Genomic DNA, 18,761 nt, shown 5'->3' with positions numbered 1-18,761 from the left:
GATTACAGGTTCTGCGCGGTCGTGGGTGTGGCTGTGGTCGTAGCTGTAGGTGTGGCCGGACGGCCTCGGCGGCCCTGCCCGACCAGGACGCTCGCCACGACGAGCACGAGGCCGCCCACCTGCCAGAGGGTGAGGGTCTGCCCCAGGAGGAGCAGCCCGGCGAGGGTGGCGACGACGGGGTTGGTCAGCCCCAGGAACGAGACTGACGAGGCGGGGAGCCGCTCGATGCCGCGGAACCAGAGGGCGTACGCGATGGCGGTGCCGATGACGCCGAGGTAGGCGTATCCGGCGAGGTTGGCGCCGGTGAAGTGGTCGGGGAGCCCTTCGAAGCCGAGGGCGATGGGCGCCAATACAACTCCACCCACGGTGAGTTGCCACCCGGTCAGGGCGAGCAGCGACACACCTTCGGGCCGTCCCCAGCGCTTGCTCAGTACGACGGCGAGGGCCATCAGCGTGGTGGCGGCCAGCATGGCCACCAACCCCGCGAGGTCGAAGGACGCGCTGCCGCGCAGGACGAGCAGCGCGACGCCGACAACGCCGACGAGCCCGGCGGTCAACGTGCGACGCGTCGGGCGCACTTTCAGCACGCCGATCCCGAAGCCGGCGACGAGCAGCGGCATGACGGCGCTGATGGTCGAGGCGACGCCGCCGGGGAGGTGGTAGGCGCCGAAGAAGAGGAGGGGGAAGAACGCCCCGAAGTTGAGCAGCCCCAGGACCGCCGCCTTCCACCACCAGTCACCGCTGGGCAGCCGCCGGGTGAGGGCGAGCAGGATGAGCCCGGCGGGCAGGGCGCGCAGGGCCGCGGCGAGCAGGGGGCGGTCCGGGGGCAGGAGTTCGGTGGTCGTGACGTAGGTGGTGCCCCAGGTGGCGGGCCCGATGGCGGCGAGGCCCGCGGCGGCGAGTGCGTGGCTCCGCGGTGCTTGTGGGCTGGGGTGACCTTGGCTCGTGGAAGGTTCCGCGGTGCGGGCGCGTGGGCTGCGGATGGACATGGTGGCTCCCCCTCAACTTCTGCTCAACGCTGTTATTCTTAACGTTGAGATAAATATGAAGCCTGGGTCTGCGAACGTCAAGTATCTCAACGTTGAGATATATGGTTCCGGCCTGCCGAGAGAGGGGCACGACAGTGGCTGAACCCGAGGTGCTTGCGGCGTCCGCGACGGCGGACGCCGGCGCGGATGTCGATGTCGATGTCGATGTCGGTGCCGACGCCATCGACGAGCTGCGCGCTCAGTGGCACCGTGAACGCCCGGACATGGACGCGGCGGGCCTGGACGCGATGGCCCTGGTGGGCCGCATCAAACGGGCGGATCACCTGCTGAGCAAGGGAATGAAGCCGATCTTCGCCGAACACGGCCTGGAGTTCCCGGAGTTCGACGTGCTCGCCACGCTGCGCCGGGTGGGCGCCCCGCACGAACTGACGGCGGGCGGCCTCCTGAAGACCACGATGGTGACGTCAGGGGCGATCACCAACCGCCTCGACAAGCTGGAACGCAAGGGCTTGATCGAGCGCCACCCCGACCCGTCCGACCGCCGGGCGATCCGGGTCCGCCTGACGGAGGCGGGCCGCGAACTGGTCGACCGCGCGGTGGTCGACCACGTGGCGAACGAGAAGCGGATGCTGGAGTCTCTGTCGGCTGATGACCGGCGGGCGCTGGACGGGGCGTTGCGGAGGTTGCTGGTGTCGCTGGGGGACACGCACCTGGGTTAGCTGTACGCGCCGCTGGTCAAGACGCCGTCTGCGAGCGGGCTCCCGGGCTGTCGCCCTTGAAGCGCTGGCCCGCGGCGATCTCATCGCCGACCACCGACCAGACGGTCTCGTCGTCCTGGAAGGGGAGCGGGTCAACGCTGCTCGTCTCCTGACGGATGCGCTCGACCTCGCGCTCCAGGCGCTCGAAGTCGGCTTCCTCGTCACTGTCGTCGCCGTCGTCACCGCTGAAGGTGAACTCCTCCAGCAGGCGCTGGAACCGGAGAGTGACGTGGACGAGGGAGGAGACGTCCGTGTGGAGTTCCTGCACGGTCTCCTCGTCGGCATCGAAGGCGTGCACCTTGCCGGAACCGGGGTCGAGGGCGAGGTGGGCGTTGAGCAGCCAGCCGACGACGGGCCATTCGCCCGCGTCCTGCGGGGCGTCCTCGAAGTCCTCGGAGTGGACGACGTCCTGGACGAGGGGCAGCAGGCCGGAGTCCTCGTCGGGCTCCCGCAGCCAGAGCGTGTCGGTGGGGACGCCGACGGTCTGCAGGAGGCGGGCGCCCTCGGTGCCCGCGGTGGAGGGCGGGAAGGCGGTGGCGGGCAGGGTCGCGAGCCGGTCCTCGCCGAAGGCGTCGGCGAGTTCGCTGCGGGTGACGTCGAAAAGCACTGCCGGAACTCCGAACTCGGGCGCGGCGCGAACGCCGTGAAACTCTTGGAACTCTTGGTGGATGGAAGCGGTCTCAACAACAGCGTCGCGGATCGAGGCCCTTCCGGCGAATCCGCTGCCGTCCCGCGCTCGGCGCTTTCGCGGACGTGAAGCCTGTGGTCCGGGGTGCCGCGTCCTGCCGTAAGTGATCAACCAGCTGCGCTGGGCGACCGATGTGCGCCAGAGGGGACATCGCGTGGTCGCTATGCCCACGTATGTCTCGCCGACGACGAACCTCCACGTGGCATCGTCTCCGGCTCATGGATAGCTTGGTTCACTCCAGAGAATCCTCGCCCCACCAGGAGCTGACTGTGAACCGCCGACCCACCCTGCTCGCAACGGCCGTCCTGACTGTTGCCGCGGTCCTTTCGCTCTCCGCCTGTGGAGGGAGCGATGACGGTGGTTCCAAGGGCAACGACAAGATCGAGGGTGCGGGGTCCGGCGACGAGAAGAGAGAGTCGCCGTCCCCGAAGGCGTCCGACGACGGGATCGAGCGACCGGAGATCAAGCTGCCGAAGGACGTGAAGAACGTCTTCGAGGGCGGGAAGACGGGGGACGCGAAAAAGGATGCGATCCTCGCGGACAATGAGCGGCGGATCAACTCGGTTGATGAGGCGATCACGGTCGATGCCGAGAAGCACCCGGCCCTGAAGTTCTATTCGTCGGGCGATGCGCTGCTGTCGGCAGCAGACTACGTTCAGGGCTTCTACAAGGACGGTAGGAGTTTCGAGGGGACCACTCGGTACTTCAACCGCCAGGTGACGTTCCTCAAGTCGGGTGCTACGGCAGTGACGTACTGCGTCGATGAGACGAAGTCGTATCCGAAGGACCGGAAGACCGGCAAGGTGGACAAGTCGATTCCGGCGTCGAAGGATGATTACGCCTTTTACAACACCAGGCTGAAGAAAAACGCCGAGGGTGTTTGGCAGACGGACTCCGTCACGTCCACGTCTGGAGCCAAGCAGTGCATGTGAGGCGCCACGTGGGTTGGCGGTTGCTGGCCCCCGCCATGGCGTTGTCCATGGCCGCAGTACCGGGATTTGCTTACGCGTCCGGCAAGGCCGGCAAGGGTGGTACCCGCGAAGGCGAGGCCAAAGCAGGTCGGCAGGCCCAGAACCTCAACGTCCAGACAAAGATCCAGACCACGGTCGAGGGCAGCCCCAAGTCTGCGAAGACCGGCTCGCTCACCCCCGCCAACAGCAACTGGGATCCACCGGCCTGCTGGTACGAGCCCGCTTATTCCCCGAAGCAGATCCAGGCCGCGGTCAAGGCGATCCGGCAGATGAAGGTATTCGGGGTCGGCGACTTCGTCGGCGGCGCATTCGACTCGTACTTCAAGGAAGGCCACCCCTACAAGGACTACAACCTCGACAAGCAAGGCGACGGGCAGTTCTGGGCGGCGGCCATCAACGAAAAGCGCAAGGACGAACCTGAGGCCAAGTCCTGCGACAAGATGCCCTTCTGGGTGCGCGATGGCGAGACTCCCAAGGAACCGCTCGCGGTCTCGCCCAAGATCCTCGCTGAGTACGCATACGACGAACTCCCCGTACCCAGCACCGAGATCGCGATGGCCCCCGAGGGAACGACGAAGGTCAATCTCCCGACCTGGGTCTGGCTGGACAGAGCGAAGTTCAAGAAGGTCGCCGTCACCGCGAGCATCCCGGGCTCGGGGCTTTCCGCGACGGCTACCGCTGAACCCGTGTCCCTCGCGATCGACCCGGGGACGAAGGACGCCGAGACCTACCCCGCGTCGGGCCAGTGCCCCATCGAGAACGGCAAGATCGGCAAGCCCCGCGCCAAGGGCACGCCTGCGGACACGCTGCCGCCGTGCGGCGTGCAGTATCTGCGGTCCTCCGGTGACGACTCGTACAACCTCCAGGCCACCCTCACCTGGAAGATCAGCTGGACGAGCACGACCGGCGAAGGCGGCAATCTCCCGGACGGCGAGTTCGGCTCGGACCAGGACGTCACCGTCGAGGAGATCCAGTCGATCAACCGCGGCTGACAGAGGTCGGTTGCAGGAAAGTCCCGGCGGAGCGCGGCATTTAGCGGCGTGTCACCGGGACTTTCCTGCAGTCGGTCGGCGGGGTGAGGGCCTGCCCAGGACCACTTGTTCTTGGCCCGTCCCCGTTAGGAGTCTCGGGCGTCCTCGACGTTGGCTACCATCCTGCGCAGGACCGTGAGTGCGGCCACGTACTCTTCGTCGCTGATGCCCTTGTGGACCACGGCGCGCAGTTCGGTCACCAGCTCGCGCAGCCGCACCCTGGCGGCCTCCCCGGCATCGGTGAGATGCAGGCGGTGCTCGGCGTCGATTCGCAGCCAGCCACGGTGGATCAGTTGGTCGACGACTCGCCCCATCTCATGTGGCCCGTCCGCGAGGGGCGTCAGCTGGATGACTATCTCCTCGCGGCTCGGCGCCAAGGGCCCGCCGTTCACGCGGTTCAACACCCAGTACTGCGGCTGTGTGACGTCGATCCTGGCCATGGCATCACGCAGATGCCGGGTGACGGCCTCATGGGCGAGGCCGCTCCAGTACCCGACGGGCTGGGTGGCCAGCATGCCGTCGGTGGCGTCCGGATCGGCCGGTGCCTGATCGGTGGCGGTATCGGTCGGCGGATTCATGATCCGACGCTATATCCCCCAAGTACGGTCGGTCACAAGGAGACTTCTGCCAGTGGGGTTCGGGTGTTGGGGCCTCAGCGTGGGGTGGCCTTGAGGGTGCGTATCAGGTTGTGCAGGCGGTCGGGGGTTGTCGTGAGGGCGACGTCTGGGGTGTCGCTTTCGCGGAGGTGGATTGTGCCGTCGGGGGTGGCGGCGACGTAGACGCAGTTCGATGCGTCTCCGCTGTACGTGGACTTCTGCCAGTGGGGTTCAGTCATGGCGGCCTCGACGCGGTGTGGTTTTGAGGGTGCGTATCAGGTTGTGCAGGCGGTCGGGGGTCGTTGTGAGGGTGATGTCGGGGGTGTCGCTTTCGCGGAGGCGGATTTTGCCGTCCGGGGTGGCGGCCACGTATACGCAGGAGGAGGCCTCCTGGCTGTGGGACGACTTCTGCCAATGGAGTTCGGACATGGGGACCTCAGCGTGGGGTGGCCTTGAGGGTGCGTATCAGGTTGTGCAGGCGGTCGGGGGTGGTTGTGAGGGTGATGTCTGGGGTGTCGCTTTCGCGGAGGTGGATGGCCCCGTCGGGGGCGGCCGCTATGTAAACGCAGTTGGAGCCATCGGGGCTGTAGGTCGACTTCTGCCAGTCGTAGGTGTGCAATGCGGTCCCTTCTCAGATGCTTCGCATGATGCGTTGTATGAAGTCGCGCGACTTCTGCGGCGTGAGTGCGCAGGCCTCCATCCGGTCCAGCACCGTGCGGTATTTGTTCAACTGAGCCTCCGCATCCAGAAATTCGCAACCGTGGTGAGTGTCCAGCTGAACGGTGTCGAGCTGCGGGACGGGCCCGCGAACGTAGTCGAAGGACTGGCCGTTGCCGGGGAAGCTGGGCGTGGTGAAGGGGATCACGCGGACGGTGACGTTGCCCTGTTCGCTCAGTTCGAGGATGTGGGCGAGCTGGCCGCGCGCGGTTTCTGAACCGCCGTACTGCATGCGCAGGGCCGCTTCGTGCACCAGCGCGGAGTAGGGGAGGGGATCGGAGCGGTGAAGCAATGTTTGCCGCTTGATCCTGAACGACAACCAGTGTTCGAGCTCGTACGACCTGAAGGCCGGGACGGCCTCGCCGAGCATGGCGCGGGCGTGGTCCGTCGTCTGGAGGAGCGCCGGAATGTGCAGAGTTAGAGCCACTTGGAGCTGCGAGGCGTGGTGCTCAAGTTCCGCCAAGTCGATGAGGTCTGGACGTAGGTGCTCGCGGTACTCCTCCCACCAGCCGCGCGTGCGCCGTCCCGTCATCGCGGCGAGGGCGTCCACCAGGGAGTCGTCGGTACACGTATAGGCGCGTGCCGTGGCGCGGACACGGTCGGCGCTGATCGGGGTGCGGCCTGTCTCGATCATGCTGACGCGAGCTTGGTTGACGCCGAGGTGCACGGCGGCCTGAGTGGCGGTGAGCCCTGCTCGTTCACGGAGCTTACGCAGTTCGGCGCCCAGTCTCCGCTGGCGCAGTGTCGGCGTACTGGTGGGCGGCAAGGCGCCTCCTTTCATGCCGTGTTGCGGCTCTCCCGTCCCTCACACGAGTGAAGGGGTGATACATCTCAAGCTATAGGTGAGAAGTATCTAACTCTCTGCTCTACGGTAATTCATGAACCGCTCAACTCGCGGCGCCAATAAGGCGGAAGAGCACCACGACCCGTGGCACTGCCACCGCGCGACGGATCCGCGAGCGAACTGAATCCCCTTTTCTGGGAGGCCCCCATGGTCACCGTAGCCCCACCCCAAGGCTGGTCCTATGCCCTTCATCTGCCCCACGATCCAAGAGCACCCCGCGTCGCCCGTATGACCTTGAGGGCCGCGCTCACCGGGCACGGCATGGGAGAACTCCTCGACGTCGCCGAGTTGTTGACGTCGGAGATGGTCACCAATGCTTACCGGCATACGAAAGGGCCCTCCTCGCTGCGGCTGCGGTCCGTTCGGGGCGGGCGGCTTCGGGTCGGGGTGTGGGACAGCGACCCCCACATCCCCGCCCCCTTCGACAAACCACCTGGCCCGTTCGGCGCCCCGCCCGTGCCGACGGACTCCGACAGCGGGCGTGGGCTCTTCCTCGTACAGGAGTGCGCGGACGCGTGGGGCGGGTGGCCGCTCGGGGATCAGCTCTTCGGCACCGGGGGGAAGTTGCTGTGGTTCGAGGTGGGGGAGGACGGGGGTTGTGTCTCCGATGCCGCGTAGTGGATGTTGGGGGTGGGCGGGGGCAGGGGGTCTCCGTCGGGCTCTGCGAGGAGTCAGTCGGACAGCGAGGGGATCCGAGCCACATGACCCAGCCGCCGCATGGCCAGCCGCCGCAAGAGGGGTTCGGGCCTCCTCAGGAGCCCCAGCCGCCGGTACCGGGGCCGCCCGCCGGTCCCTACGGTGCGCCGCCGCCTCCGCCCCAGCCGCCCGACGGGCAGAACCCGTACGCGCAGGGACCGCCGCCCCCGCAGTCGCCCTACGGCCAGCCCCAGCCCGGCCCCTACAACCAGCCGCCCCAGCCCCCGTACGGGCAACCCCAGCCCGACCCCCAGTACGCCGGCTACCCACCGCCCCCACCGCCCCCACCCGGCGGTGCAGGCGCCCCCGGGAAGAAGAAGCTCGCCCTCATCATTGGCTCCGTCGTCGTGGCCGCCGCGCTCGTAGGCGGCGGGATCTTCCTCGCCACCAGCGGCGGCGACAGTGACGACGATCAGAAGCCGAAGGCCGACAAGAGTGCGTCGGCCGGGCCTTCTGACGGTCCTTCGGCCAGCCCCTCCGTCTCCGAGTCCGCATCCGAGTCCGAAGGGGTGCCCTCCGAAGATCCCACCACCGAGGACCCCCTCGACGAGCCGACCGGCGGGAGCAGGCCCGCCGGTGACACCGGGTATCAAGGCCAGTGGCAGAGCAGCGACGCCAAGACCCTCACCGTCGGCGACAAGCTCACCTCCGGGCAGGGCAAGGGCAAGCACTCGGTGTCGTACATCGACGCCGGTGGTGACGGGCTCTGCATGGGGCTCGGGCAGGAGCAGGGCGGCGACGGTTTCCGTATCGCCCTCAAGTGCGGCACCGGCGACGACACGAAGTACATCTCGGCCGACGTCACCCAGGCCAATGACGAAGTGACCCTGAAGTGGGACAAGGGTGGCGGCACCGATGTCCTGCCGTGGGTGAGCAAGCCCTGAATAAGGCCCGGGCAAGGTCTGAGCAAGGTCTGAGCAAGACCTGACCTGCGTAGACGCCGCCCGGCGATGGCCCCTCACCGCCCACCCCACCCCCAGGTGAGAGCAAAGTTCCCCGCCGGTCACCGCGTGCCACAGGACTGAAACCCGCCCTCCCTACCTTCGGGCCATCAGCCGTCGGCTGTGGTGATGCGGAGGTCTGGCATGTGGATCCAGCGGTGGGACCCGGAGGACGAGAGTTTCTGGAAGGAGGAGGGAGGCGAACGCGTCGCCCGGCGGAATCTGGTGTTCTCGATCCTCTCGGAGCACATCGGGTTCTCCATCTGGACCCTGTGGTCCGTGATGGTGCTGTTCATGGGGCCCGAGTACGGGATCGATCCCGCGGGGAAGTTCTTCCTCGTGTCCATGGCCACCCTGGTCGGGGCCATCGCCCGCGTCCCGTACACCTTCGCCGTCGCCCGCTTCGGCGGGCGCAACTGGACGATCATCGCGGCCAGCGCGCTCCTCGTGCCGACCGTCGCGGCCTTCATCGTCATGGAGCCGGGGACCTCGTACACCACCTTCATGGTGTGTGCTCTGCTCACCGGCGTCGGCGGCGGTAACTTCGCCTCCAGCATGACCAACATCAATTCCTTCTTCCCGTTGAAGAAGAAGGGGTGGGCGCTCGGGCTCAATGCCGGGGGCGGCAACATCGGCGTGCCCGTCGTGCAGCTCGCCGGGCTCGCGGTCATCGGGGCCGGGGGAGGACCGCGTGTGCTTCTGGGGATCTACATCCCCTTCATCCTCGTCTCCGCCGTCTGCGCCGCCCTCTTCATGGACAACCTCGCCACCGTGAAGAACGACACCGGCGCGGCGAAGGAGGCCGTCCGGGACGCGCACACCTGGATCATGGCCTTCCTGTACGTCGGGACCTTCGGATCATTTATCGGGTACAGCTTCGCCTTCGGGCTCGTGCTGCAGACCCAGTTCGGGCGTACGCCGCTGCAGGCCGCCGCCGTCACCTTCATCGGGCCGCTGCTCGGCTCGCTGATCCGGCCCGTGGGCGGGCGGCTCGCTGACCGGTTCGGCGGGGCCCGCATCACGCTGTGGAACTTCGTCGGGATGGGCGCGGCCACCGCTGTCGTGGTCGTCGCCTCCATGCGGGAGTCGCTCGCCCTCTTCGTCGGCGCGTTCGTCGTCCTCTTCGTGCTGACCGGGCTCGGGAACGGGTCCACGTACAAGATGATCCCCGGCATCTTCCAGGCCAAGGCCCTGCAGAAGGGGCTGGAAGGAGAAGCTGCCGCGGCCTACGGGAGGCGGCTCTCCGGGGCCTCCATGGGGCTCATCGGCGCCGTCGGCGCGCTCGGCGGCCTCGGGATCAATCTCGCCTTCCGGCAGTCCTTCCAGACCGTGGGGTCGGGGACCGGCGCCTTCGTCGCCTTCCTCGTGTTCTACGCCGCGTGCTTCTGCGTCACCTGGGCCGTATACCTTCGCCGCCCGACGGCCGCGGCGGACTCCGGGCAGACCGCGGACCTGGACGCGGAGACGAAACCCCAGCTCACGTACGCGCGAGTTTGAGGGAGGGGTGGCCGTAGCCTGGTGTAACACGTACGACATCGTGATGATCCGGGGTTGTCACGGGCTGTTGGCAGGCTCGTTCAACTCCGGGCCACCCACCACGCAGTACTAGCGGGACGAGAGCAGCTGCCATGCACGCGACCCCTCAGAACGGTCACCAGAACGGTCACCAGAACGGGCACCCGAACGGTCAGGACGGACGCGACGGACACGAGAACGGACCCCTCGCCGGGTTCACCGTCGGCGTCACCGCCGCGCGGCGCGCCGAAGAGCTCGGCACGCTGCTCCAGCGGCGGGGCGCCACCGTCCTGCACGCGCCCGCACTGCGTATCGTCCCGCTCGCCGACGACAGCGAACTCCTCTCCGCGACCAAGCAGCTGATCGACCACGCACCCGATGTGGTGATCGCCACCACCGCGATCGGTTTCCGGGGGTGGGTCGAGGCCGCCGACGGGTGGGGGTTCGGCGAGGCGCTCCTGAAGTGTCTGAAGGGCGTCGAGGTGCTCGCCCGCGGGCCCAAGGTCAAGGGCGCCATCCGTGCCGCCGGGCTCACCGAGGAGTGGTCGCCCTCGTCCGAGTCCATGGCGGAAGTGCTCGACCGGTTGCTTGAGGAAGGGGTCGACGGGCGGCGCATCGCGCTTCAGCTGCACGGCGAACCGCTGCCCGGCTTCATCGAGTCGCTGCGCGCCGGGGGAGCGGACGTCGTCGGCGTGCCCGTCTACCGGTGGATGCCGCCCGAGGACCTCGCGCCCGTCGACCGGCTCCTCGACGCCACCGTCGCGCGCGCCGTCGACGCCCTTACCTTCACCAGCGCGCCCGCCGTCGCGTCCTTCCTGGCCCGCGCCGAGGACCGTGGCATGTCCATCGAGCTCTTCGCCGCCCTCCAGCACGACGTGCTCTCCGCCTGCGTCGGCCCGGTCACCGCGCTGCCGCTCCAGTCCCGCGGCATCGACACGGTGCAGCCCGAACGCTTCCGGCTCGGCCCCCTCGTGCAGACCCTGTGCAAGGAACTGCCCTCCCGCGCCCGTACGTTGCCCATCGCGGGGCACCGCGTCGAGATCCGCGGGCACGCCGTCCTGGTCGACGACGAGCTGCGGCCCGTTCCGCCCGCGGGCATGTCGCTGCTTCGGGCACTCGCGCGGCGCCCCGGGTGGGTGGTCTCCCGCGCCGAACTCCTTCGCGCGCTGCCCGGCACGGGACGCGACGAGCACGCCGTGGAGACCGCGATGGCCCGGCTGCGTACGGCACTTGGGTCGCCGAAGCTCGTCCAGACGGTGGTCAAGCGCGGCTACCGGCTCTCGCTCGACCCGGCCGCCGAGTCCAAGTACGCGGACTGACGGGCCCTGTTGTCCCGGCCGAGCAGCACAAGGGCCCGCGCGAGCAGGCCGATCGCGACGGTGGAGAGCAGGGTCCGCACGACGTTCCAGGCCAGCCACGTGTCCTCGAACTTCTCGCGCACGGCGGCCAGATCGGCGATCTTCGCCGGGTCGCCCGCGTCCGCGAGCTCGTTGTTCAGCGGCACGTTCACGACCGATGTGATCGCGAAGGTCACGAGGTAGACGACGAGCGCCGCGAGCACCCACCGGTACGGGCTCGTCCCGCGCAGCTGCCACGCCGAGACCGCCGTGAAGAGCAGCGCCCCGAAGAAGCTCGCGAAGAAGACCGGATTGTTGAACGCGTCGTTCATGTTCTGCATGACCTCGATGAAGACGCGGTCGTCGCTGCGCCCGAGGCCGGGCATGACTCCGCAGGCGAAGATGTAGAAGGTTCCGGCGATCAGGCCCATGCTCACGACGGCCGCCCCCAGAACGGCCCCGGCGCTGCCCTGCCCCCGCTGGTTCGTCACTCGGTTCTTTCTCATGGGGCCGAGTCAACCGGCCGGGCGGGCGCCGGACCATGGTTCCGAAGCGCACCCCCATAAGCGGGCGTCTCAGCCCCGTACGCGCCCGTACGCGCCCGTACGCGGTGGCAGGGGTTCCGCCGCCGCCCAAGGCGAGGCACTGTTAGGGGGAGCACTCACCGGTAACCCCACAAGGCGGTGACAGGCGCATGGCACTGGGCATGGACCCGGCCACGTACGAGCTGCGATTCGACTCCGGTCGGAGTTGTCTGGACCTCGTGGCGACGAACCATCCCGTGGAACGGCTCGACTGCGTGGACCGGCTGCTTGCCTGGCTCGCGGGCGCAGGGCTCATCCCTGATCGCACGGACCTGCCGGGTGCGGGTCCGGTCTGGCTCGTCGCCTTCCGTGAACTGCGGGGACATGTCGAGCAGTTGATGCTCGCCGAACTCGAAGGGCGTCATGAAGAAGTCGCGTTGGCGGGTGTCAACGCCCTCGCCGCCACCGCGCCGCCCGCACCGCGCGCCGTCCGGCGTCCCGACGGCAGCCTGGTCCGCGCCCTGGACGGCGACCCGGGCTGCGCGGCCCTGCTCGCCGCCGTCGCCCGTGACGCCGTCGACCTGCTCACCGACCCGGCCGCGCGTGCCCTGCTGCGCCAGTGCGAGGGCGACAACTGCCCCATCGTGTATCTGGACACGTCACGCGGGCGCCGCCGCCGCTGGTGCTCGAGCGAGGTGTGCGGCAACCGGGAGAGGGTGGCGAGACATCGGCGCCGCGCGGCCCTCGCGCGGGCCTGACGAAAAGTCAGGAACACGCCGTCGAAAACTCGTGTGATCTCCGTTGAACGCAACTCCGGCTCCCTACGTAAGTCCAGGGTGAACAGCCGACAGGGCGAAGCCCGACGAAGAGCGGACACCGGAGGCAGACGTGCGCAAGGATTCCGCCGTGGCCGATGAGCGCCCGAAGGAACGCCCGCACCGACACCGTCTGGTCCCTCAACGCAACGGACCGGACGAGGAGTTGATGCGCGCCCTGTACCGCGAGCACGCGGGGCCACTTCTGGCCTATGTGCTCCGTCTGGTGGCGGGGGACCGGCAGCGCGCCGAAGATGTCGTGCAGGAAACACTCATCCGTGCCTGGAAGAACGCCGGTCAGCTCAATCGTGCGACCGGTTCGGTACGCCCCTGGCTGGTGACGGTCGCCCGGCGCATCGTCATCGACGGCCACCGCAGTCGGCAGGCCCGGCCGCAGGAGGTCGACCCGTCGCCGCTGGAGGTCATCCCCGCGGAGGACGAGATCGATAAGGCGCTGTGGCTGATGACTCTCTCGGACGCACTCGAGGACCTGACTCCCGCACACCGGGAGGTACTTGTCGAGACCTACTTCAAAGGGCGTACGGTCAATGAGGCGGCCGAGACGCTGGGTATACCCAGCGGGACGGTGCGTTCGCGGGTCTTCTACGCGCTTCGCTCGATGAAGCTGGCGCTCGAGGAGCGGGGGGTGACGGCATGAACGAGTCCTACGGACATGACGCGCGGGGCCATGCGGAGGCGGGCGACGTGCACGAGACCGTCGGCGCCTACGCCCTCGGCATCCTGGACGACGCGGAAGCGACGGCGTTCGAGGTACATCTGGCGGGCTGCACCTACTGCGCGCACCAGCTGGAGGAGTTCTCCGGCATGGAGCCGATGCTGTCCGCGCTCGCGGACTTCCCCGGCGCACGCGGTGCACCGGCGATCGGCGAACAGCTCGCGGCGAGGCCGAGCCCGCACCTCGCGGACCGGCTCGTGGACGAGGTCTCCGTGAAGCGCGCGCAGAAGCGCAGGCGCGGCATGTATCTGGTGGCCGCCGCGGCCGCGCTGATCGTCGGCGGACCGCTCACGGTCCTCGCGGTGAGCGACGACGGCGGTTCGCACGACGTGGCGGGCGAGCCGCACCCCACGAGCCCCGCCGAGGACGCCTTCTTCAACCACATGAGCGACAAGATGAAGGCCACGGACCCGAAGACCAAGGTCAGCGCAACGGTCGGCACGGAGGAGAAGCCCTGGGGCACGCACGCGGTCCTTGAGCTGAAGAACGTGAAGGGCCCGCTCAAGTGCTCCCTCGTCGCGGTCGGCAAGGACGGCGAGAAGGAGACGGTGACCACCTGGTCCGTCCCGAGGTGGGGCTACGGCATCAAGGACAGCCCGAACAAATGGTCGCGCAGTCCCCTGTACGTCCACGGTGGCGCCGCGATGGATCGCAACCAGATCGACCATTTCGAGGTGACCACCTTCGACGGTGACCGCCTGGTGGAGGTCGACGCGTAGGAGAAGTGCACATAGGGGCCCCCTTTCGCGTACGGTAGACGGCTGCTCAATAGAGCAGCTGCACGTCCGGAAAGGGGCCTCGGTGGCCGACGTACGCGACCGTGAGATCAGCGTCGAACAAGAACATCTCGACCAGGTCTACCGGCGTCTCGAGGAGAAGATCCACGAGGCCGAGTTCCTCATGACCGACGCGGCCAAGCGCTCCCAGGTCGGCACGCCCGGCGCGCTCGCCGAGCGGGACGCGCAGGTGTTCCGCGCGGGGGTGCATCTCAACCGCCTCAACAGCGAGTTCGAGGACTTCCTCTTCGGGCGGATCGACCTGCTGCTCGGCAAGGACGGCAAGAAGGGCCCGGACGGCGCGTACACGTCGGTCGAGCCCGCCGAGGACGCGGTGAGCGAGAACAACACCGCCCAGATCGCCGAGACCCTGCACATCGGCCGTATCGGCGTCCTGGACGCCGACTACTCCCCGCTCGTCATCGACTGGCGCGCCCCGGCCGCCGCGCCCTTCTACCGCTCGACGCCGGTCGACCCCGGCCGTGTCGTACGCCGCCGGGTCATCCGCTCCAAGGGCCGCAAGGTCCTGGGCGTCGAGGACGACCTGATGCGTCCCGAGCTGACGGCCACCCTGAACGGCGAGTCGCTGCCCGTCATCGGCGACGGCGCCCTGATGGCGGCGCTCGGCCAGGCCCGCAGCCACACGATGCGGGACATCGTGGCGTCGATCCAGGCCGAGCAGGACATGGTGATCCGCGCCCCCGCCGCATCGGTGACGTACGTCGAGGGCGGCCCCGGCACCGGCAAGACCGCCGTGGCCCTGCACCGCGCGGCCTACCTGCTCTACCAGGACCGCCGCCGGTACGCGGGAGGCATCCTCATCGTCTCGCCGACCCCGCTGCTCGTGGCGTACACGGAGGGCGTGCTTCCGTCGCTCGGCGAGGAGGGGCAGGTCGCGATCCGCGCGGTCGGCGCGCTTGCCGACGACGCGGCGGGCACGGTGGAGGCCACGGTCTACGACTCGCCCGCGGTGGCGCGGGTCAAGGGTTCGTCCCGGATGCTGCACATCCTGCGGAAGGCCGCTCAGGGCGCTCTCGAAGGCACCGCGGGCACGGCCGTCAAGGCCGCCAAGGCCGCCTCACAGGGCGGCCAGCTGTCCTTCGGCGCCTTCGGCGACGAGGACGAGGACGAGGGCCCTCAGACCCCCGCCGAGACGCCCACACGGCTGCGTGTGGTCGCTTTCGGCCGCCGCCTGGAGCTGGAGGCCGACGCCCTGGGCCGCATCCGCCGCAACGCGCTCAGCGGCACGGCTCCCGTCAACCTCCTGCGCCCGCGCGCCCGCAAGCTCCTTCTGGACGCCCTGTGGTCGCAGTCCGGCTCCGCGGGCCGGCACAGCGACCCGGAGCTGGCCGCCGAGCTGCGCTCCTCCTTCGACGAGGACATCACGTCCGAGGACGACTTCATCCGCTTCCTCGACGCCTGGTGGCCCGAACTCACCCCGCGCGCCGTGCTGTCCGCGATGGGCGACGAGCGGCGTCTTGGCCGCTGGGCGCGCCGCGTCCTGAACCCGGGCGAGGTCCGCAAGGTCGCACGCTCCCTCAAGCGTGACGCCCTCTCCGTGCACGACGTGGCGCTCATCGACGAGCTCCAGTCGATCCTCGGTACGCCGCACAAGCCCCGCAAGAAGAAGGATCTCGACCCGCTCGACCTGCTCACAGGGCTCGAAGAACTGATGCCGCAGCGCGAGGAGTCCCAGCGCGAACGCGCCGAGCGCCTCGCCGCGGAACGCACCGAGTACGCCCACGTCATCGTCGACGAGGCCCAGGACCTGACGCCCATGCAGTGGCGCATGGTCGGCCGCAGGGGACGGCACGCCACGTGGACGATCGTCGGCGACCCCGCCCAGTCGTCCTGGTCCGACCCGGACGAGGCAGCCGCGGCCCGTGACGAGGCCCTGGGCAGCCGCCCGCGCCGCCGCTTCACCCTCACCGTCAACTACCGCAACCCCGCCGAGATCGCCGACCTGGCCGCCAAGGTGCTCGCGCTCGCGATGCCGGGCGCCGATTCGCCGTCAGCCGTCCGGTCCACCGGAGTGAAGCCCCGCTTCGCCGTCGTACGGGACAAGGACCTCGGCGCGTCGGTGCGCGACGAGGCGGCACGGCTGCTCGAACAGGTGGACGGCACCGTCGGCGTCGTCGTGGCGATGAACCGCCGTGAGCAGGCGGCCCGCTGGCTCGCCGGGCTCGGCGACCGGGTGGTGGCGCTCGGCAGCCTGGAGGCCAAGGGACTGGAGTACGACGCCACGGTCGTCGTCTCTCCTGCGGAGATCGCGGACGAGTCCCCGGCGGGCCTGCGCGTCCTCTACGTGGCCCTGACCAGGGCCACCCAGCAGCTGACGGTCCTGTCGGGCGAGCGCGACGAGCCGGACGCCGAAGGGGTGCCGGACCTGCTCCGCGAATGACTTTGCGGTACGGGAATTGCCTTGCGGGGATCGTTTGTTACCGTTGATGTGGCACCGGCCCGATCCAAGCCCCCGGGCCCAACCTTCGTCGCTACGAGCGACCACTTGCCGCGAGGCGAGCATGGCGGGTCGGTGTCATTAACGTAGGGAGAGGCCCTCGTCACCACGTGACGAGGGCCTCTTTTCCGTTTGCCCTGCTGATTTCCCCTGCCGATCCCCCTACCGACCGCGCGCAACTTCTCGTATGGTGGAAACTCGTTTCCGAAAAACCGGTGAACGAAAAGTTCGCAATCCGAGGCGGCTACCACGTACTCAGTGGTAGGTGCGACGATCGGACGGCAAGAGCAACACGGTGAAAGCAGAGGAAGTCGGCCATGGCAACGGCGCCCAGCGTCTCCTACTCGAACACGGTCCGGTTGGAGGTGCCCGCGAGCGGCACCGCGGTCTCCCAGATCACCACGGCCGTCGAGTCCCACGGAGGCTCGGTGACCGGCCTCGACGTCACGGCTTCCGGCCATGAGGCACTCCGGATCGACGTCACGATCGCGGCGACCTCCACGACGCACGGCGACGAGATCGTCGCGCAGCTGCGCACCATCGAGGGCGTCACCGTCGGCAAGGTCTCCGACCGTACGTTCCTGATGCACCTCGGCGGCAAGATCGAGATGGCGTCCAAGCACCCCATTCGCAACCGTGACGACCTCTCCATGATCTACACCCCGGGCGTGGCCCGCGTGTGCATGGCGATCGCGGAGAACCCCGAGGACGCACGCCGCCTCACGATCAAGCGAAACTCCGTTGCGGTCGTAACGGACGGCTCCGCCGTTCTCGGGCTCGGCAACATCGGCCCGAAGGCCGCGCTGCCGGTCATGGAGGGCAAGGCGGCCCTCTTCAAGCGCTTCGCGGGCATCGACGCGTGGCCGCTGTGCCTGGACACCCAGGACACCGACGCGATCGTCGAGATCGTGAAGGCGATCGCCCCCGGCTTCGCCGGCATCAACCTCGAGGACATCTCGGCGCCGCGCTGCTTCGAGATCGAGGCCCGCCTGCGCGAAGCCCTGGACATCCCCGTCTTCCACGACGACCAGCACGGCACGGCGATCGTCGTGCTCGCCGCCCTGACCAACGCACTTCGCGTGGTGGGCAAGGGTGTCGGCGACGTACGCGTCGTCATGTCCGGTGCGGGCGCGGCCGGTACGGCCATCCTCAAGCTGCTCATCGCGGCGGGCGTCAAGCACGCCGTCGTCGCCGACATCCACGGTGTCGTGCACGCGGACCGCGAGGACCTGGTGGACGCCGCGCCGGACTCGCCGCTGCGCTGGATCGCCGACAACACCAACCCCGAGGGCGCCCGCGGCACCCTCAAGGAAGCGGTCGTCGGCGCCGACGTCTTCATCGGCGTCTCGGCTCCGAACGTCCTGGGCGCGGACGACGTCGCGGCCATGGCCGACGGCGCCATCGTGTTCGCGCTCGCGAATCCGGACCCCGAGGTCGACCCCGCGATCGCCCGTCAGACGGCGGCGGTCGTGGCCACGGGCCGCTCGGACTTCCCGAACCAGATCAACAACGTCCTGGTCTTCCCCGGCGTCTTCCGCGGCCTGCTCGACGCCCAGTCGCGCACCGTCAACACGGAGATGATGCTGGCGGCGGCAGGCGCCCTCGCGGACGTCGTCGCCGAGGACGAGCTCAACCCGAACTACATCATCCCCAGCGTCTTCAACGACAAGGTCGCGGGCGCCGTAGCCGATGCGGTGCGCAGTGCGGCGAAGGCCGCCGGGGTGACTGTGACAGGTGCCACGGGCCAGTAGTACGGCGCGTCGCGGAACCCGGGGCCCGCAAAGGCCCTCTAGGGTGGCGTGGAAGCGCGCCCCCGACTGCCACCTTCCAGGGGGCGGTGAAGCTGTTCGTGTGACCCCCCAAGGGCTCCGGATTGGCTTTCCCGCCGCAGGTGGGGGCAGGATGCCTTTCTGGGCGCGAGGGTCCGGAATGACGGACCCGGGTCCGGGGCCTGACCGAGGACCCTGGCAGCATCGGCTTCGCTGTGCCCATCATGCGGCTCCGCCGCGTGGCACGCCTCAACGGCAAGAAGAACACGGGAGTACAAACATGAACCGCAGTGAGCTGGTGGCCGCGCTGGCCGACCGTGCCGAGGTGACCCGCAAGGACGCCGACGCCGTGCTGGCCGCGTTCGCCGAGACCGTCGGCGAGATCGTTGCCAAGGGCGACGAGAAGGTCACCATCCCCGGCTTCCTGACCTTCGAGCGCACCCACCGTGCCGCTCGCACCGCACGGAACCCGCAGACCGGCGAGCCGATCAACATCCCGGCCGGCTACAGCGTCAAGGTTTCGGCGGGCAGCAAGCTCAAGGAAGCCGCCAAGGGCAAGTAGCCTCAAGCAGCAATAGAAGGGGCGGCCACCCGGTTGGG

At 68.7% G+C, this 18,761-nt stretch carries 21 protein-coding genes; 13 read left to right on the top strand and 8 right to left on the bottom strand.

What is annotated here, in order from left to right:
• Positions 1-2: 2 nt before the first annotated feature.
• Positions 3-989, bottom strand: a complete 987-nt coding sequence (locus ACFQ7F_RS10520; protein WP_383269011.1) for an EamA family transporter — start codon at positions 987-989, stop codon at positions 3-5.
• Positions 990-1,252: 263 nt separating this feature from the next.
• Here ACFQ7F_RS10520 and ACFQ7F_RS10515 point away from each other — a divergent pair, with 263 nt between their 5' ends.
• On the top strand, positions 1,253-1,708 hold the full coding sequence (locus ACFQ7F_RS10515) for a MarR family winged helix-turn-helix transcriptional regulator (RefSeq protein WP_383269099.1): 456 nt from the start codon (positions 1,253-1,255) through the stop codon (positions 1,706-1,708).
• A gap of 16 nt (positions 1,709-1,724) precedes the next feature.
• Here ACFQ7F_RS10515 and ACFQ7F_RS10510 read toward each other — a convergent pair whose 3' ends face one another.
• Positions 1,725-2,354: an SUKH-4 family immunity protein gene (locus ACFQ7F_RS10510; protein ID WP_383269009.1), complete on the bottom strand. Its 630-nt coding sequence runs from the start codon at positions 2,352-2,354 to the stop codon at positions 1,725-1,727.
• Positions 2,355-2,704: 350 nt separating this feature from the next.
• Here ACFQ7F_RS10510 and ACFQ7F_RS10505 point away from each other — a divergent pair, with 350 nt between their 5' ends.
• Positions 2,705-3,367 (top strand): hypothetical protein, encoded by a 663-nt coding sequence (locus tag ACFQ7F_RS10505; protein ID WP_383269007.1) that lies wholly within the window; start codon positions 2,705-2,707, stop codon positions 3,365-3,367.
• Between the two features lie 47 nt (positions 3,368-3,414).
• A complete protein-coding gene (locus tag ACFQ7F_RS10500) occupies positions 3,415-4,398 on the top strand; it encodes a hypothetical protein (RefSeq protein WP_383269005.1) in 984 nt (327 codons plus the stop codon).
• 125 nt (positions 4,399-4,523) lie between these two features.
• Here ACFQ7F_RS10500 and ACFQ7F_RS10495 read toward each other — a convergent pair whose 3' ends face one another.
• The 5 genes from ACFQ7F_RS10495 to ACFQ7F_RS10475 form a co-directional block, all read right to left on the bottom strand.
• Entirely contained in the window at positions 4,524-5,015 is a 492-nt protein-coding gene (locus ACFQ7F_RS10495; RefSeq protein WP_383269004.1) for a MarR family winged helix-turn-helix transcriptional regulator, read from the bottom strand.
• A gap of 74 nt (positions 5,016-5,089) precedes the next feature.
• Positions 5,090-5,272: a DUF397 domain-containing protein gene (locus ACFQ7F_RS10490; protein WP_383269002.1), complete on the bottom strand. Its 183-nt coding sequence runs from the start codon at positions 5,270-5,272 to the stop codon at positions 5,090-5,092.
• On the bottom strand, positions 5,265-5,462 hold the full coding sequence (locus ACFQ7F_RS10485) for a DUF397 domain-containing protein (protein WP_383269000.1): 198 nt from the start codon (positions 5,460-5,462) through the stop codon (positions 5,265-5,267). The genes ACFQ7F_RS10490 and ACFQ7F_RS10485 overlap by 8 nt, the downstream gene beginning before the upstream one ends.
• A gap of 7 nt (positions 5,463-5,469) precedes the next feature.
• Entirely contained in the window at positions 5,470-5,652 is a 183-nt protein-coding gene (locus ACFQ7F_RS10480) for a DUF397 domain-containing protein (protein WP_383268999.1), read from the bottom strand.
• Positions 5,653-5,664: 12 nt separating this feature from the next.
• Positions 5,665-6,516 (bottom strand): helix-turn-helix domain-containing protein, encoded by an 852-nt coding sequence (locus ACFQ7F_RS10475; protein ID WP_383268998.1) that lies wholly within the window; start codon positions 6,514-6,516, stop codon positions 5,665-5,667.
• A 225-nt stretch (positions 6,517-6,741) separates the two neighbouring features.
• Between ACFQ7F_RS10475 and ACFQ7F_RS10470 the strand changes: the two genes are divergently transcribed.
• From ACFQ7F_RS10470 to ACFQ7F_RS10455, 4 genes are all read left to right on the top strand, one after another.
• Entirely contained in the window at positions 6,742-7,212 is a 471-nt protein-coding gene (locus tag ACFQ7F_RS10470; RefSeq protein ID WP_383268996.1) for an ATP-binding protein, read from the top strand.
• 83 nt (positions 7,213-7,295) lie between these two features.
• Positions 7,296-8,174 carry a hypothetical protein gene (locus ACFQ7F_RS10465; protein WP_383268994.1) on the top strand — a complete coding sequence of 293 codons (879 nt, stop codon included), beginning with the start codon at positions 7,296-7,298 and terminating at the stop codon, positions 8,172-8,174.
• Positions 8,175-8,360: 186 nt separating this feature from the next.
• Positions 8,361-9,728 carry a nitrate/nitrite transporter gene (locus tag ACFQ7F_RS10460; RefSeq protein WP_383268993.1) on the top strand — a complete coding sequence of 456 codons (1,368 nt, stop codon included), beginning with the start codon at positions 8,361-8,363 and terminating at the stop codon, positions 9,726-9,728.
• 131 nt (positions 9,729-9,859) lie between these two features.
• Positions 9,860-11,065: a uroporphyrinogen-III synthase gene (locus ACFQ7F_RS10455; protein WP_383268992.1), complete on the top strand. Its 1,206-nt coding sequence runs from the start codon at positions 9,860-9,862 to the stop codon at positions 11,063-11,065.
• Here ACFQ7F_RS10455 and ACFQ7F_RS10450 read toward each other — a convergent pair.
• On the bottom strand, positions 11,017-11,589 hold the full coding sequence (locus ACFQ7F_RS10450) for a DUF1772 domain-containing protein (RefSeq protein WP_383268990.1): 573 nt from the start codon (positions 11,587-11,589) through the stop codon (positions 11,017-11,019). The genes ACFQ7F_RS10455 and ACFQ7F_RS10450 overlap by 49 nt on opposite strands.
• Before the next feature lie 188 nt (positions 11,590-11,777).
• Here ACFQ7F_RS10450 and ACFQ7F_RS10445 point away from each other — a divergent pair, with 188 nt between their 5' ends.
• The 6 genes from ACFQ7F_RS10445 (at position 11,778) to ACFQ7F_RS10420 (ending at position 18,723) form a co-directional block, all read left to right on the top strand.
• A complete protein-coding gene (locus tag ACFQ7F_RS10445) occupies positions 11,778-12,365 on the top strand; it encodes a CGNR zinc finger domain-containing protein (RefSeq protein ID WP_383268988.1) in 588 nt (195 codons plus the stop codon).
• A gap of 130 nt (positions 12,366-12,495) precedes the next feature.
• Entirely contained in the window at positions 12,496-13,080 is a 585-nt protein-coding gene (locus ACFQ7F_RS10440; protein ID WP_383268986.1) for a sigma-70 family RNA polymerase sigma factor, read from the top strand.
• The gene (locus ACFQ7F_RS10435; RefSeq protein ID WP_383268985.1) at positions 13,077-13,877 is read left to right on the top strand and encodes an anti-sigma factor family protein; all 801 of its coding nucleotides are present in this window, start codon (positions 13,077-13,079) and stop codon (positions 13,875-13,877) included. The genes ACFQ7F_RS10440 and ACFQ7F_RS10435 overlap by 4 nt, the downstream gene beginning before the upstream one ends.
• A gap of 82 nt (positions 13,878-13,959) precedes the next feature.
• Positions 13,960-16,335 (top strand): HelD family protein, encoded by a 2,376-nt coding sequence (locus ACFQ7F_RS10430; protein WP_383268984.1) that lies wholly within the window; start codon positions 13,960-13,962, stop codon positions 16,333-16,335.
• Positions 16,336-16,709: 374 nt separating this feature from the next.
• Positions 16,710-18,143: an NAD-dependent malic enzyme gene (locus ACFQ7F_RS10425; protein ID WP_383268982.1), complete on the top strand. Its 1,434-nt coding sequence runs from the start codon at positions 16,710-16,712 to the stop codon at positions 18,141-18,143.
• 298 nt (positions 18,144-18,441) lie between these two features.
• The gene (locus ACFQ7F_RS10420) at positions 18,442-18,723 is read left to right on the top strand and encodes an HU family DNA-binding protein (protein WP_016645140.1); all 282 of its coding nucleotides are present in this window, start codon (positions 18,442-18,444) and stop codon (positions 18,721-18,723) included.
• The last annotated feature ends 38 nt before the right edge of the window (positions 18,724-18,761 follow it).

This window comes from Streptomyces sp. NPDC056486, from assembly GCF_042795295.1.
In the GTDB taxonomy this organism is placed as follows: Bacteria; Actinomycetota; Actinomycetes; order Streptomycetales; family Streptomycetaceae; genus Streptomyces.
The sequence above is the reverse complement of the archived record's forward strand: the minus strand, read 5'-3'. Positions and strand labels throughout refer to the sequence as shown.